Source organism: Enterocloster clostridioformis, from assembly GCF_020297485.1.
GTDB classification, from domain to species: domain Bacteria; phylum Bacillota; class Clostridia; order Lachnospirales; family Lachnospiraceae; genus Enterocloster; species Enterocloster clostridioformis.
The window spans coordinates 229641-245273 of sequence record NZ_JAIWZC010000002.1; the positions used below are offsets into that span (position 1 = coordinate 229641).

Annotated in this window: 14 protein-coding genes, 2 tRNA genes and 2 pseudogenes; 3 read left to right on the top strand and 15 right to left on the bottom strand. The window is 49.1% G+C overall.

Going from position 1 to position 15633, the window contains the following annotated elements; all coding sequences use genetic code 11:
* Nucleotides 1–11 precede the first annotated feature (11 nt).
* The 7 genes and pseudogenes from LA360_RS28180 to LA360_RS30915 all read right to left on the bottom strand — a co-directional run bounded on the left by LA360_RS28180 (nt 12) and on the right by LA360_RS30915 (nt 5394).
* Nucleotides 12–1496, bottom strand: coding sequence for an L-fucose/L-arabinose isomerase family protein (locus LA360_RS28180; protein ID WP_022200784.1), 1485 nt, complete (start codon nt 1494–1496; stop codon nt 12–14).
* Nucleotides 1497–1559: 63 nt separating this feature from the next.
* Nucleotides 1560–2183, bottom strand: a complete 624-nt coding sequence (locus tag LA360_RS28185) for a DUF4867 family protein (RefSeq protein WP_022200783.1) — start codon at nt 2181–2183, stop codon at nt 1560–1562.
* 134 nt (nt 2184–2317) lie between these two features.
* Nucleotides 2318–3175 carry an AraC family transcriptional regulator gene (locus LA360_RS28190; protein WP_022200782.1) on the bottom strand — a complete coding sequence of 286 codons (858 nt, stop codon included), beginning with the start codon at nt 3173–3175 and terminating at the stop codon, nt 2318–2320.
* A gap of 70 nt (nt 3176–3245) precedes the next feature.
* The gene (locus LA360_RS28195; RefSeq protein ID WP_157135192.1) at nt 3246–3386 is read right to left on the bottom strand and encodes a hypothetical protein; all 141 of its coding nucleotides are present in this window, start codon (nt 3384–3386) and stop codon (nt 3246–3248) included.
* Nucleotides 3387–3497: 111 nt separating this feature from the next.
* Nucleotides 3498–4400: pseudogene (locus LA360_RS28200) on the bottom strand (DODA-type extradiol aromatic ring-opening family dioxygenase); the annotation flags it as partial.
* Between the two features lie 176 nt (nt 4401–4576).
* Nucleotides 4577–5045, bottom strand: a pseudogene (locus tag LA360_RS32050) (SLC13 family permease); the annotation flags it as partial.
* 127 nt (nt 5046–5172) lie between these two features.
* Nucleotides 5173–5394: a GNAT family N-acetyltransferase gene (locus LA360_RS30915; RefSeq protein WP_057570993.1), complete on the bottom strand. Its 222-nt coding sequence runs from the start codon at nt 5392–5394 to the stop codon at nt 5173–5175.
* A 322-nt stretch (nt 5395–5716) separates the two neighbouring features.
* Between LA360_RS30915 and LA360_RS32215 the strand changes: the two genes are divergently transcribed.
* Together LA360_RS32215 and LA360_RS28230 are read left to right on the top strand one after the other, a co-directional pair.
* On the top strand, nt 5717–6820 hold the full coding sequence (locus tag LA360_RS32215; protein WP_465245348.1) for an IS91 family transposase: 1104 nt from the start codon (nt 5717–5719) through the stop codon (nt 6818–6820).
* 55 nt (nt 6821–6875) lie between these two features.
* Complete coding sequence (locus LA360_RS28230) at nt 6876–7061, top strand: hypothetical protein (protein ID WP_009295925.1); 186 nt, start codon at nt 6876–6878, stop codon at nt 7059–7061.
* A gap of 169 nt (nt 7062–7230) precedes the next feature.
* Here LA360_RS28230 and ltrA read toward each other — a convergent pair whose 3' ends face one another.
* Both ltrA and LA360_RS28240 read right to left on the bottom strand, forming a co-directional pair.
* Nucleotides 7231–8529 (bottom strand): group II intron reverse transcriptase/maturase, encoded by a 1299-nt coding sequence (gene ltrA / locus LA360_RS28235; RefSeq protein ID WP_057572962.1) that lies wholly within the window; start codon nt 8527–8529, stop codon nt 7231–7233.
* Nucleotides 8530–9085: 556 nt separating this feature from the next.
* A tRNA-Leu gene (locus LA360_RS28240) sits at nt 9086–9169 on the bottom strand.
* A 178-nt stretch (nt 9170–9347) separates the two neighbouring features.
* Here LA360_RS28240 and LA360_RS28245 point away from each other — a divergent pair.
* Nucleotides 9348–9431: transfer RNA gene (locus LA360_RS28245), tRNA-Leu, on the top strand.
* A 155-nt stretch (nt 9432–9586) separates the two neighbouring features.
* Here LA360_RS28245 and LA360_RS28250 read toward each other — a convergent pair.
* The 6 genes from LA360_RS28250 to LA360_RS28275 form a co-directional block, all read right to left on the bottom strand.
* Nucleotides 9587–10627, bottom strand: a complete 1041-nt coding sequence (locus LA360_RS28250) for a LacI family DNA-binding transcriptional regulator (RefSeq protein ID WP_022202735.1) — start codon at nt 10625–10627, stop codon at nt 9587–9589.
* A 164-nt stretch (nt 10628–10791) separates the two neighbouring features.
* Nucleotides 10792–12174 (bottom strand): ABC transporter substrate-binding protein, encoded by a 1383-nt coding sequence (locus LA360_RS28255; protein WP_057572757.1) that lies wholly within the window; start codon nt 12172–12174, stop codon nt 10792–10794.
* 68 nt (nt 12175–12242) lie between these two features.
* Nucleotides 12243–12962, bottom strand: coding sequence for an ABC transporter ATP-binding protein (locus tag LA360_RS28260; RefSeq protein WP_112482549.1), 720 nt, complete (start codon nt 12960–12962; stop codon nt 12243–12245).
* Nucleotide 12963: 1 nt separating this feature from the next.
* Entirely contained in the window at nt 12964–13695 is a 732-nt protein-coding gene (locus LA360_RS28265) for an ABC transporter ATP-binding protein (RefSeq protein WP_003523191.1), read from the bottom strand.
* Between the two features lie 22 nt (nt 13696–13717).
* The gene (locus LA360_RS28270) at nt 13718–14713 is read right to left on the bottom strand and encodes a branched-chain amino acid ABC transporter permease (RefSeq protein WP_022202726.1); all 996 of its coding nucleotides are present in this window, start codon (nt 14711–14713) and stop codon (nt 13718–13720) included.
* 6 nt (nt 14714–14719) lie between these two features.
* The gene (locus LA360_RS28275) at nt 14720–15583 is read right to left on the bottom strand and encodes a branched-chain amino acid ABC transporter permease (RefSeq protein WP_003523187.1); all 864 of its coding nucleotides are present in this window, start codon (nt 15581–15583) and stop codon (nt 14720–14722) included.
* Between the last annotated feature and the right edge of the window lie 50 nt (nt 15584–15633).

The following is a 15633-nucleotide window of genomic DNA, read 5'->3' on the forward strand; positions in this document are numbered from 1 at the left end:
TCCCCGCGTTTTTATGCAAATGGATTCTCTGTCCTGTATCTTACGCTCTTTGGCTGGTTGTAGCCGATTTCCTCCACATCCACGCCAATGTACTTGAATACCTCAAACAATGCCTTGCCGTAATTTCCAAAGGCCACGGCTCCGTGATGAGGGAAGTTTTTCTCAATGAGTACGTGGCGGTAGAACCGTCCCATCTCCGGGATGGCGAACACGCCGATGGAGCCGAAGGAACGTGTGGCAACCGGAAGTACCTCTCCCTGCGCAATATAAGCCCTCAGTTTGTTGTCCGCCGTACTCTGGAGACGGTAGAAGGTAATGCTGCCTGGTTTAATGTCGCCCTCCAATGTTCCCTGGGTCACTTCGACTGGAAGGGCCCTGGCCATAATCATCTGATACTTCATCTCGCAGAAGGACAGCTTGCCGGACGCGGTGTTGCCGCAGTGGAAGCCCATAAATGTATCCTTAAGAGTATAATCAAATTTCCCCTTGATATCAGCTTCATACATATCCTTCGGCACGGTGTTGTTGATGTCCAGAAGAGTAACCGTATCCTGGCTGATGACCGTACCGATGTACTCGCTGAGCGCTCCGTAGATATCAACCTCACAGGACACCGGGATACCCTGGGCTGTCAGTCGGCTGTTCACATAGCATGGCACAAAACCAAACTGTGTCTGGAATGCGGGCCAGCATTTTCCGGCAATGGCCACATATTTGCGGTAGCCCTTGTGCTCCTGCACCCAATCCTTTAAGGTCAGCTCATACTGGGCCAGCTTGGAGAGAATCTCCGGCTTCTTGTTGCCTGCTCCCAGTTCTTCCTCCATCTCCTTCACAATGCCTGGAATCCTCTCATCCCCCGCATGCTTGTTGAATGCCTCGAACAAATCCAGCTCGGAATTTTCCTCAATCTCCACGCCCAGGTTGTACAGCTGCTTGACAGGCGCGTTGCAGGCCAGGAAGTTGAGAGGTCTTGGTCCGAAGCTGATGATTTTTAACTGGCTTAACGCCGCCACCGCGCGGGCAATGGGTACAAACTCGTGAATCATGTCCGCGCAATCCTCAGCATCCCCTGCCGGATACTCCGGGATATATGCCTTGATGTTACGCAGCGCCAGGTTATAGCTGGCATTGAGCATACCGCAGTATGCGTCGCCGCGGCCCTGGCACAGGTTATCCCCTGACTCCTCGGCTGCTGCCACGAACATCTTAGGTCCGTCAAAATGCTTTGCCAGAAGTGTCTCTGATATCTCAGGGCCAAAGTTGCCCAGGTATACGCACAGGGCGTTGCAGCCTGCCTTCTTTATGTCCTCCAATGCCTGAACCATATGTATCTCGCTCTCCACGATGCACACAGGACATTCATAAATTTCCGCCGCGTCATATTTGGCCTTGTAGGCTTCCACCAATGCTTTTCTTCTGTTGACAGAGAGAGACTCCGGGAAACAGTCCCTGCTCACTGCCACGATTCCGATTTTTACCTCTGGTGTATTGTTCATTGTAATTTCCTCCTCATACATGATTAAATTTATTTGTCCGCATCTGAGTTTTCATGTTCTGAATCAGACGCTCAGATTCTCTCCTTTAAGGCCGATAAACGCCCCTTCCGGCAGTCCGCCCTCGGCATGGCCTATGAGCCACTTGTTTCTGGCAAACAAAAGCCTGTCCTCCGGGTCCTTCACATCCACTGGCTCCATGTCCAGATTGGTGCCCTTTGGAAGAACGATGACACATCTGAAGCCCTCATCCTTCACATGGCAGGGCGCATAGTGCAGGGTTGTGGCATATACCTCCACCGCGGTTCCCGCAGGAACCAGAAATGCCTCCATCCTGGATGTATCGTATGTATGGTCTTCCTCAATATCCTGCTGTTTTCCCAATATCAGTATCAGGTCGTCCACAGCAATGTCTACCTCTGAATCCCGGTGATATTCCACTGCATTCAGTTTCTTGTTGTGTCCGTTGCAGCATCCTATCTGAATCGGCATCTGGCCGTAGATCCCGCGTTCCAGCTCCTTTGCATCAGACAGGGCCTCCATCTCAGGCAGCGAGGGAATATAAATAACATCCTCCGGCAGGGGCGTATGCTCCATTGCCTTTAAAAGACCGCTGAAATCATAACCTGTGATGACCCTTCCATAGGCTTTAAACGCCGGATCCGCCACCTTCCTGACTGTCATCCCCATGTTCATACCTCCTTATATCGGCCCGTACGTTTTTCCATCCGCACCAGCCTGTTTTCTCTGGTAACCATTATAATATAAACAGGAAAAAAAAACGTGCTGTTATTTTACGAACTAACAGCACTTTTTTGCGATCTTCACTCATCTGACGATGACTTGCGGATCATCTGTTTTTGATTCATCTGCTTCCGGTACTGGCTGGGCAGGCAGCCATACCGCTTTTTGAATGCCTTGGCAAATGCCCTTGCATCAGCAAATCCATGATCCAGAGCAATGTCCCCCACATAACGGTCCGAATTCAGCAATTCCCGCATGGCATACTTTACCCTCAAATCCATCAGGTATGTGCGGTATCCCACCTGAGCATATTCCCTGAACATATGGGAGAGATAGGAGGGTGTAAAGCCAAACCTGGACGCAACCATTTCCAGACTCAGTTCCTTGTCATAGTTCTCCTTCATATATTGTGTCACCTGGGACAGCTTATCCAAATGGCGTTTTTGCTGTACCTGGACCTTATCGATCTGCTCAATCCTAAACTCTGTCACAATCAGATAGAGGAACTCCATGAACTGGCTCTTTACCTTCAGGCGGTAGCCGAATTCCCTTTGCTCATACGTCCGGTACATGGCAGTGACCAGGGACACCAGCCTGGCCTTTTGACTTTCTTCCCTGTCCGCAAAGGTGATGCAGGACTCATCACTCATATACCCCTCAAAGGATTTCATTGGAATCTGGAGCACAATGGTAATATTGGGGTCAGGGCATTCAATGGAATGGATTTCATTGGGATTCACAATGACAAAATCATTGTGCTTCAATGTATACTGCCTGGAATTGATGAAGAAATCCAGCGTTCCCTCCAACACAAGAAACAGTTCCACTGACTGGTGCCAATGCTTGCTGACCCGGTAATTTCCATCCCTTCCCTCGAATATGAACATCCGAAAGGGCAGATCGTCATTGGGAATTACTGTCTCGTATCTGAAATCCATCCTGCACCTCCATTTCCTGCCCGCCATTTGCGAATTGCGATGTCCGGCAATTAAATTTATTTCCTGTCACTCACACAGACCTGTTTAACTTAAAAATCACCATGGTGACTGCCCCTTCCTGTCCCCTGGTACCGCTGTTAAAATAAAGGGACAGCGAAGCGGGCTGAGGCACCCGTACAAACTTTGCATGGTTTGAAAAGATTACACGCATGGCGGCTTCCGCTCAGCAGTTACCGGTCCACACATATCTTAAATACTCCCTGGCAATCTGAACCAGCTCTGCTGCCTTTTTGGCCAGCTCCTCAGGACTTACGGGCACTGCACGGGCAAGAGACACATAAGCATCCTCTTCCATCCGCCGTTTTTTACAGGCTTCCTTCCGGCAGCTTTCATATGTTTCCAGGAATCTGCGCCCATCGTCATCCCCGGTCACCCGGAACGTGCAAATCCCATAGCCCACCCCAAAGGGTCCCTCATAGGTCAGACGCCTGGGCATGACTGCCTTTCCATCCATGGCTCCCGCCATCATGGTAAAGCCGCGGTGGCCGCATTCCCCCGCCTTTTCGCAGAAACTTTCTGAAAATGCCAGCAGCTCCCCAAACTCCGCCTTTCCCATAACGTCCATTATCCGCTCATCATACTCCGGCCCCTGGACGCTGTAGCCATAAGGCCCGTCCCCTCTCAGTTTATGGGACAAATCCCCGCTGGCCACAATGAATACCCTGCGTCCCAGATTTTCTGCTGCTATGGCAATGTACCGGCCTGCCCGGTAATGGTGGGCAAAGGACAGTCCGGATCCGCCGATTCGCACCAGCTTGTAATCCCTGTAATGCTGATGGATAAAATGCAGCGGGACCAGCGTTCCATGGTCCAGCTCTTTTTTCCTCTCTCCCTCTGTACCCATGGGAAAATCATCCTCCCCGCAGAGTCCGTCCAGTTCCCTTACGAAAGCTTCGTCATATACGGCTTCTTCCCCTGCCTGCGGGGCCATGAACTGGCCAAAGTCTCCCCTGGCTTTCTTTCCCGGCGATACATGGAAATAGTCCGCGTACATCACCGCATGCGGCGAAATCACCACAATGGTATCCGGCTTCAGCTCCGCTGCCATCCCGGCTGCCTCCTGGTATGCTTTAATGGTATCCTTAATGAGAATCTCCTGCCCTCTGCCCACCTCCGGCACAATCAGAGGCGGATGGGGCACCATGATTCCTCCAATCACAGCCATAATGCCTATCCTTTCCGTCCGGTACGTTCCGCCGGACCGGTACAATCCACCAGCCCGGTACAATCCGCCAGCCCGGTACAATCCGCCAGCCCGGCGCAATCCGTAACATGCTCTGACTTAAGTATAGCATCGGAAATCCTTTTTTAAAAGGGGATAACCCACAAAGCCAGCACAAGAAGCACTGCCAGATTCGTCCCCACAATCAGCGCACTGTAATCCCCGGAAAATCCGGACAGCAAAAGGGCGGCTGGCACATTGCTGATAACCTGGCTGGCTCCCACGCAGGTGATGATTTCCCGGCCCTCCAGAATCCGGCCCAGGAACCGGCAGAAGGCAGGCACTCTTCCCATATTGCCGATGAATACAAAAAACGCGCAGAATGTCAGGAGAAGGGAATAATCCACAGCCAGAAACAGGCCCCTGTTCCCCGCCGTTTTTCTCCTTTTCCGGCATCCTGTTCCTCACGGCCGCTACGGCCAGGCAGATCCCCAGCATTCCTAAGGATACCGCTGTGTAGGGCGCCATCAGCTCCATAAACCGGCCCGCGCTTAAACCGGCTTTTGAATACAGATAAAGATTCTGGGGATTGCCAATGGGCGTCAGCATACTTCCCAGATTTGCCGCAATGGTCTGGAGCACCAGCACGGCAGACACAGCCCCCGGACCCTTCACATACCCCAGAAGCCGCTCCCCTGCTTTTTTGAACACTCCCAGGCTTTGAAGCCCTGCCATCACGGTCATCAGGCAAAACAGAAGGCCGATTGTCTTATAATCAATATAAGACGCATATTCCCTGTCCGTCCGTTTCCGTTCTTTTATACACATGAAATCCCATGTGTTCGTAAAATCCCCTTGCCTGGGGATTCTGCTCATTGACTCCCATTTCCCTTAATGCCTGGGGAATATACTGTTTGATGTCCTCTATTTCTGCCTGTGATAACTCATACTCTGTCCTCTTCCCCTGTTTAATCCGGCATACCCTAACATATTTCATTTTCGCAAATGTCCAAGTAAATATAATGGTAACAGGGGACAAAAGCTTATCCCTTCCCCGCCTGTTCGCGCTCCTGTCCGTTTACTTCCCGGCCAAAACCGGCAAAGTGGTACCGCCGTAGGGCATCACAATCGTCCCTGCCCTCTGCCCCATCTCCTTTACAGCCGCGTCGCAAGAAAGTGCCTTCGGCACCTCAACTCCCCTAGCCCCTCATTCATGAGGGGAATTAGGGCTTGTTTTTTGCGTCATTTTATTCCATAATAATCTCATGAATGTGATTCAGAAGATGCTCAGAGACTATTACGAAATCATTGAATACGATATAAAACCCAGACCTGTCGTCATGGAAAACATTGATAAGGTCATTAACTGCGGGGATCCTTCTTATGGTGGCGCCATGTATGGCTGTCCCCATTGCGGTAACCTCAAGTTCGTTCCTTTCCGCTGCCACTCCAAGTTTTGCCCCTCCTGCGGCGCTAAGTATTCCAATGACAGGTCTGCCGCTATGTCTTTTAAATTAATACAGTGTACCCATCGCCATCTCGTCTTCACCATTGACGAATCCCTCCGCCGCTTTTTCCTCGAAGACCGCACTCTGCTTAACTGCCTTTTCGAGGCTGTTTCTGATGTCATCAAAGAATATTTTTTCTCCCTGAACAAATCCAAAAACTTTGTCCCTGGGTTTATCTGTGTCCTTCATACCTTCGGTCGCCCTCCCGGTTGGAATCCACACATCCACTGTCTCCTTACCGAAGGCGGGTTTTCTGATGATGGTGTCTGGCGCAAGGTCACATATTTCAATTATTCCTACCTCCGTAAATCCTTTCAGACTGTTTTGTTAAATAAACTGGAAAAACGCATCGGTCCCTCTTTTAAAAAGATGAAAGCCGCCGTTTACCATAGGGACAGAAATGGATTCTACGTTTATGCCAAGCCCAATCTTTGCGACCCAGAATCCATTATTAATTATGTCAGCCGTTATCTTGGCCGCCCTGTCATTGCTCTTTCCAGGATTGATTCCTACGATGGGGAGATGGTGACTTTCCATTACAATAAGCATGAAGACAACTCTTTTGTAAAAAAGACTCTTCCCGCCATTGATTTCATTAAGCTGCTCATTCTGCATATACCTGAAAAAAACTTCAAGATGACCCGGTACTATGGGCTTTATGCCAGACACCGGGAGATTGACAATCAGCTCCATAAAGCAGTCCCAAAATCCAAACACAGGATTCTCCTCGATTTCAACACCTGGCGTAAGCTTTTCCTTCTTACCATGGGGTACGACCCCCTGCAATGCCCAAACTGCAGACATGAAATGGTCTTTCTAGAGCTGTACCATAAACATGAACGGGTTCCTCTGGATGAATTATACAAAAGGACAAGGATAAGGCATGGCCTTTATCCCCGGTCCCGCTCTGCTTGACTTTCTCTCCCATCTGCTTCATACTACATTTATTACAGATGGGAGGCAGTTGCAAATGAATCAAAGATATGTGGATGAACTCAGACAAAAATACATCAAAAATCCTCCAGAAGGAATGACACCCAAACTGGTCAGAAATATGACCGATTCTGATTTATTGGATATGCATTACTTTTTAACTGAAGATGACGACCTCGACGATGATGGATGGGAAGAAGGGTTCTATATCGACCTGTTCTAAATCACCGTCTGTTTTCTATACCCTCCTTTGGCAGAATCATTAGTTTACATAACTTTATTTCAGCAAGGACTTTGGTAAGTAGGTAAGCCCCTTACAGGGCTTACCCCTCTCAGAACCGGACATGCAGCTTTCCCGCATCCGGCTCCCTGCAAAGCTAATACATCTACAGTTATCCGTATATACTGACATAAATACGTGGCCGCACAAGCGGGAACTGTCTCATTAGTTCCTTATATCCTTCCTTCGTATAGCTCCTTCTCTGACTTCTTCTGTTCAGCCAGTAGAATAACCTAAACCATACCACATTATTGAATGAGTTCAGGCTTCTTGAATTGTCAGTAATTCCGTAATAATGATAATAACCAGTCAGTACTTCATTTAGTTTCTTTACTATCCTGTTTATCTCCAGAAACCTCATGTCTCTTATCATGGCGTTTATTTCCCTGCTTTTCTTTGCAAGCTTTTTCTTACTGGTTTTCCTCTTTACTCTGAACTTTCCCGTCCTGCCATGCGAACAGTAATGCGTGAATCCCAGGAATGTGAACGTCTCCGGCCTCCCTTTTCCCCGGTCTTTCCGGTTACTTTCTGCGAATCGGCCAAATTCAATCAACCTTGTCTTGCTTTCCTCCAATTCTAGTCCAAAGTACTTCATTCTGCGCTTTAAGTGTTCATAAAATATTTCTGCATCTGATTTATATTGGAAGCATCCCACAAAATCATCCGCATAGACTACCAGCCCCGCATATCCTCTCATCACTGGCTGTACTTTCTCCCTGAACCACCATATCAGCACATAGTGCATATATATATTGGCTATGACCGGGGAGCAGTCCGAGCCTTGGCCTGCCCCTTCTTCTGTCTCCTCATATCTGAAATCTCTCATGATTCCCGCTTTCAGCATCCGTCTTACCAGTCTGATAATGGTCGGGTCTTTTATCCGCGATTCTATGAACTTTACTATCCATTCATGGTCTAAATGGTCGAAAAACCCTTTAATGTCTGCGTCCAGCACCCAATTCGTCTTTTCCCTTTCCAGCATCCCATTCAGTCTCCTTAATGCCATGTGGCAGTTCCTTCCTGGGCGGAATCCCATCATTTCTTCGTAGAAATGGGGCTCGAACACTGCTTCCAGTATTCGCCTTAGCGCTTCCTGTACTAACTTATCCTCATAGCAGGATATACTGAGCGGGCGGGTCTTTCCATTTTCTTTTGGTATTTCCACCCGTTTTGCCGGTTTGGGCTTGTATGCCTTCTTCTTCATTTTCCTGATTAATTCATCTAAGTTTTCTTCCAAATTTACTTCGTAGTCCTCTTTGGTAATTCCATCAATTCCTACCGCTTTCTTTCCATCCATCTCCTTGTGGCATTCTTTCAGTAACTCTTTATTAATCAGATGCCCTATGGACGTAAATACCATTTCCGGATGTTCGCTTGACAACTGTGATATTCTCGCCAATTTCGTTTCCATAATTTCTCCTGTCTCTGCGTACAGATTATGTTTCCTCTTTGATATGACTTTGCATGGCTGACCTGCGAGGACAGGTCTCTCTCGACTTCCACCGCTTTTTTTTGCTGTGTACTATTCGGCCATCCGACTTCTGCCGGCCATTTACGGTTCTCCTTTCTACCGTTGTTCCGTATACCGGGCTTACGCAACCTGCCCGGAGCCTGGCAGACCTCCCCAGTTGACTTAAAATCCTTGATTACATGACCAGCCTTAAAACCCCGGGGAAGCAGCTGCATTCTCGCTCTTAACGACTACAGCTGTGTTGCTTTCAGTGTATAGGAGCACTTCTGCCTTCCCAATTTCATTTTAATATCGAAGCTATATACGGCTATGCCCTGCAATCCCGCTGTCTACGCTTAGCAGGCAACATCGCTGCTGTCCACCCAAGACTCGCTTGATGCGGTATAGCTTGTACCTTACACCGTGGGACTCTCACCCACTAAATTTCAAGCCCTTAGCTGGGCGCACCCTATAATACAAAAAAGAACCCTCTTTGGAAGGATTCCTTTCTCTAAAATGCGGGAGATGGGACTTGAACCCACACGAGCATACACCCACAAGATCCTTAGTCTTGCCTGTCTGCCAATTCCAGCACTCCCGCAACACGAATGGTAGTATAGCATAGATTTTTCAACTTGGCAACCATTTTTGACAAATTTTTTTAATTTTTTTCGTAAACCAAATTCTATAAAAAATTTGAAAAACAATATTGACAAATCGCTGTTACTCATTTATAATAACCTTCGTTGCTTGAGCAGAGCAGCAGCACAAAACAAAATGCAGAAGTGGCGGAATTGGCAGACGCGCACGGTTCAGGTCCGTGTGGTAGTAATACCTTGTGGGTTCGACTCCCATCTTCTGCAGGCAGAAAGCAGGAATTTCCATGATGGAGATTCCTGTTTTTCGTTTATCCCATTTCCCGCGGCAGACCGGCCCGGCGGCAGACAGACCGGCCCGGCGGCAGACAGACCGGCCCGGCGGCAGACAGACCGGCGCCTCCAGGCCTCCCCGCCTCCGCCTATTCCCCATCCTGTTCAGGAACATACGGGCATGTGGTTCTGCGCACAATCAATGTAGGGTCAAGTATCACCCGTTCCGGCTTTTCCCGGGGGGTTTTCAGCTGCTTTAACATCAGACGGGCAGCGTGCTCGCTCATCTCTCTGACATGCTGGCTCACCGTTGTCAGGCCAATGTCATAGAGGGACGAAAAAACAATATTGTCGAAACTCACCACGGAAATCCGTTCCGGAATCTTAACCCCCGACTCCCGGCAGCGCTCAACAAACCCAATGGCCATCATATCGTTGGAAACCACGATTCCCTTTGGACGGTTCTTCAAATCCGATATATAAATCTTTGCCAGTTCGCTTCCCGTGTCCAGCTTCAAATCACCTTTGAATACATTTTGTTCCTTAAAAGGGAGCCGGTAATTCTCCAGCGCCTGTCTGTATCCCCTGAAACGCTGCTCCGACGCCGACGAGACATCCGGCCCCTTCACAAAGGCTATCTCCGGATACCCCAGCTCAATTAGGTGCATGGTCGCAATGTAACCGGCCTTAAAATTGTCCGACAGCACGGAATCCCCTTCATAGGACCCCAGGATCCTGTTTACCAGCACAACCGGAATCTCAATATTCTCTAATTCCTCTTCAATTTCCTCTGATTGGGCAGTAAGCAAAAACACACCTGAAAAATTAAACTGGATAGCCATATGAATGAACTCTTTTTCCCGTCTGATATCATATTCGCTGTTCAGGACCATCAGCATATATCCATTGTTGTGAAGAATCTTCTGAATGTAGAAGGTAAGATCCGCATAAAACGGATTACGGATGTCACTGACAATCAGCGCGATGATGCTCTGTCTGCCCTTGCTCAGACTTCTGGCTATTGTATTAGGCTGATAACCTATCTCCTCCACAAAATCCAGCACCTTTTTGCGCAGCTCCTCCCCGACTCCCGGAGAATTATTCATGGCTCTGGAAATAGTGGAACGCGATACCCCCAGCATCCGGGCCACGTCGGAAATAGTATACTTATCTTTTTTCTGGATACTCATTCTCTTACTTCCTTATCTGCTTTGAAATAACATGGCTGTGATCCACCTATCCCAATAAGCGTCTTGCTATTATTATAATATAAGTAAAAATGTAATGCAATCGGTATTGCGAGAATCGAAAAAGGAGGAGCAGCCCCAGCTGTCCCCCCTTTCGCCCGTCATCCTTAATTGAACGGCGCCGGATAAATGGTATCGTGTTTTGCAATTTCAAACGGCCATACAGTAACAAGCGAACCATCCTGGAACTGAGCGATTGTCAGCTTGCCGTCCATGTTGGTATTCTTATAAGGAATACCGTTAAATTCAGACTCGGAGAACTTGATGGTATCATAAGGAAGAATAATCTCCTCGCCTCCCGGGAAGGCTTCTTTAATTTCCAGAGCGCTCAGCTCATCCTTTAACGCTTCAGAGGTAATCTCCCCGCCTGCATCCGCCAGGTTCTGAAGGGCTGTCCTGAATATCCACACCACCGTGTACGCCTCAGCGGAATGCCCGTTCATATCAACACCGTACTTTGCCTTAAACGCATCCGAAACCTTGGTCCCCTTGTCTCCAGGCAGGAATTCCGTGGCTGTAAGGATTCCGTTTGCAAGACCGCCCACGGACGGCAGATAGGAGGATTCCGTATAACCGTTTGCCTTGGCTATCATAATGTTAGGTTTGTATCCCTGCTCATTCATGGTCTTTGTAAGGAGGATTGCATCCGATACATAATTGTCAACAATGAGAGCGTCCGGATTCAGGGACTTTAACTGCAGCACCTCGCTGGTCAAATCCGCCGCGCCCTGGGAGTAAAGAACCTCGCCCTTAAACTCCAGTCCGTTCTTTTCCACAAAGTATTTTGCCCAGGTTGCTGTCTGCTGTCCCAATTCGGTGTTGTCCGCGCAGACCGCAACACTCTTCACATCAATATCATCCGCAGGATCCTTGGCTGACAAATCCAGAAGATACCGCTCCATATCACGTATAAACATCATATTGGTGGGCGCCAGGCGGAAGAAATACTCGTATCCGTGAGAAGTAAGGGAGTCCGACGTGGCATTGGCTGTTATCATCGGCACCTGGTAGTTTTCCGCCACCTGGGACACTACCTCGGTAACGCCGCTCTGATATGCGCCCATTACCGCCATCACCTTATCCTGTGTAATCAAACGCTCCATCTCAGTCATGCCCGTGGCATTGGCCCCCTGGGTATCACCGTATACAATCCGGATAGGACGGCCGCTTATTCCCCCTGCCGCATTGATTTCCTCCACAGCCAGGTCAATGCCGTCCTTCATGTTCTGGCCCGAATCAGCCAGCGCTCCCGTCATGGGATACAGCGCGCCAATCAGTATCGGCTCCCCGTCAGCCGCGGACTCCTTCGCCGGCTGCGCTGCGCTGTCACTGCCAGCGGCCGCGGCCTCCGAAGCCGCTCCCCCAGCCGTGCCCGCGGGCTTTGCAGCCTCCCTCTGTCCTCCTGAACCAGAACCATATCCCCCGCACCCGGACAGCATACCCGCTGCCACAGCAACGCTTAATGTCAATGCCACCAATTGTTTCCTCATGTATTTCTCCTCCTTTTATTTGATTAACCCATATAAGGGCCATCTTTCATTTTCATTCCGCACACGCTCTAAAATCCAAGATACGCCTTTTTCACCTCATCGTTGTCCAAAAGTTCTTCCGCTGTGCCAGATACGGTAATCTGGCCATTTTCAATCACATAGCCCCTGTTGGCAATCCTCAGCGCCTTCCTTACATCCTGTTCCACCAGAATAATGGTAAGCCCGGACTCCTGCGCCACCTCTTTCGCGATGGAGAATATGATGTCCACAATGTTGGGGGCCAGTCCCAGCGAGGGTTCATCCATGATAAGAAGCTTTGGGAGCCCCATCATGCCCCTGGAAAAGGCAAGCATCTGCTGTTCGCCTCCGCTTAAGGTGCCTGCCAGCTGGTTCTTTCTGTCCTTCAGTTTAGGAAACCAGTTATAAATCCGCTCAATGGTATCCTTCTTAGCCGCCTTCGCCGCCTTGCTGCTGGCTCCCATCTCCAGATTCTCATAGATTGTCATGGAAGGAAACAACTGCCTGCCCTCCGGAACCAGGATAATCCCGTGGTCAATAAAGGTTCTGCAGGCCGCACCGGTGAGATCATGTCCATCCAAACAGATATTTCCCTGAAACGGCCTGAGCAGACCGGCGCAGGACTTGACTGCCGTGCTCTCCCCCGCTCCGTTGCTTCCCACCAGGGCTACGATTTCCCCTTTATCCGCTGTAAATTCAATATCCCAAAGCACCTGAATGTCCCCATACCGGACATTGATTTTATTTACCTTAAAATACCTGTCTGCCATATCAATGCTCCTCCTTACCAAGATAAATCTCGATGACATAGGGGTCATTCATTACCATCTCCGGAGTTCCCTCCGTTATTTTCTCACCGTGATGCATCACAACCACCTTCTGGCAGAGATTGGCCACGGCTCTCATAACATGCTCAATCAGCAGTATGGTGGTTCCGTTCTCATTGATTTTGCGAATCAGCTCCACCGCCTCGTCTGTTTCCGTGGGATTCAGGCCAGCCATAACCTCATCCAGAAGCAGCATATCAGGGTCCGTGGCCAGGGCTCTGGCCAGTTCCAGGCGTTTCTTAAAGGGGGTGCCCATTTCTCCCGGCAGCCAGTCCTTCCGCTCGTACAATCCGGTAAAATGCAGGATTTCCTCCGCGTATTCCTTTGCCTCTTTCACTGATTTATACTTTTTTCTTCCATACAAAGCGCCAGAGGCAACGTTATCCAATACAGACATGGATGCCAGAGGCTTCATGATCTGGAATGTCCTGGCAATTCCCATGGACGTGTAGTGGTATGGCTTCATGCCGGTAATTTCTTTATTTTTATAGATAATATGACCGGCCGTAGGCGGGAACACGCCGCTGATCATATTGAATACCGTTGTTTTTCCGGCTCCGTTGGAACCGATGAGCCCGGTAATGCCGCCCTCCTCCACAGCAAAGCTGACTCCGTCCACAGCCTTCAGTCCTTTGAAATTCTTACTCAAATCCTTTATTTCCAATATATTGCCCACTTAAAACGTCTCCTCTCCCGGTTTACTTTTTACCGTCAAGCCTGTAAAACATCTCATCGACCTTTACCTTGAATTTGCTGCCGTTATACCAGCCCATAATACCCCTTGGCCGGAACAGGATAACCACAATCAGAACGATGGCGTAAACCAGCAGATTGGCTCCGGGCGCTATACTGCTCAGGGTAGAGTTGAGATACTGAGCCAGCGGCGTAAGAATGATAGCTCCAATCAAGGGGCCTGTCACACTTCCGATCCCTCCGATGACAGCCGGAAGAACGAATTCCACGGACTGCGCCTGAATCATGATATCCGGATTAATGAAACGGATATAATTTGCGTAGAACACTCCGCATACAGCAATCAGTCCGCAGCTGACAAAGGTCGCCAGCACCTTATATTTGAGTGGATTGATTCCGATTGCGTTGGCCGTGTCTTCATCTTCCCTCACCGTCTTTAAGGCATATCCAAACTTAGAACGGTCAATTGCTCGCACAATCAGATATACCGCTATTACCATAAGAAGTGACAGATAAAAATAGGGCACCTTGCTCTTGAATCTCAGCAGAGCCAGGGAATTTTCGCCAAAGGGAAGCAGAAGCCCCTGCCCCTTGCCGGCAAAATCCCAGTTGGTCATCAGATTGCGGAACGCCTCTCCAAAAGCAATGGTAACCAGCGAAAAATACGGTCCTCTTAAAACAAAACAAGGAGACAGCAGCAATGCGGTTAACACTCCCACAAACAGAAACACCAGAGGAATGCTGATCCATGGCGACACATTCTGCTTAACCAGCAAAAGGGTTGACATATATGCGCCCAGTCCCATAAAGGAGGCATGGCCCAGGGAAATCTGGCCTGTAAGTCCGCCCAGGATACTCCAGGCCAGAGACGCGCTGGCCATGTAAAATGTCATCACACAAATCGACAGCAGGTACGGTATACGGACAAATACGGGTATCACAGCCGCGACTAGAAGTAAAATCAATAATAAAATCTGTCTGGAACCTATTCTTTTCTTCATTGCTATCTACCCCCGTCTTGTTTTCACTGTCTGCTTCACTACCAGAATCAATATAAATGCCAGGAACACAATGGTATCCTTAAAGGAGGAACCCACAACCACCGCTCCCACGGTTTCCATAAGTCCCAGCACAATACCGCTGACAAAGGCTCCGATTACGCTCCCCAGTCCGCCCATGGTCACTACAATGAAGGACCTTGTCCCATATACGGCCCCAACCGTAGGAAATACATAATAGAAGGACATCAGACAGGCTCCGGTGATTCCCGCAATGGCGGCTCCCAGACCGTATGTAGTGGCATAGACCATCTTTGTCTTGATACCGCAGACCTGCGCTCCGGTACTGTTCTGGGAAGTGGCGCGAATTTGTTTTCCTATATTGGTATACTTTAAGAAAGCAAACAACAGAATAGTTACCGCCAGAAGAATCACAAAGCTCAGCACCTTTGGAAGGCTTAAGTTTATAGCTCCCAGCTGCACGATTTTCTCGGAAAACATACTCTGGGCCGTTCTGTAATCCGACTTGAAATAAAGAAGCGCTACATTCTGGAACAGAATTCCAAGACCAACCGTTAAAAACAACACATTGGTATCGTCATTTCCGTGGAGGGACCGCGTAATCAGCGTAGACTGCAGAAGCGCCCCAAACGCAAACATTACCACCGCCACAATGGGAATTGCCACAAAGGGGTCAAGTCCGCATTGGTCAAACAGAACAAAGGATATGTACATTCCCAGCATCAGCAGCTCGCCCTGGCAAAAATTGATAATCTTCATAACTCCGAAAATCAGCGTCAGGCTCATACCTATGAGTGCATAAATTCCGCCCACCATAATCCCATTGGCAGCCGCCTGCAAAAATATATTCATGTTACTACCTCCCAACTAATTTGATAACAGCTCCGCGTTCACCGACGCGT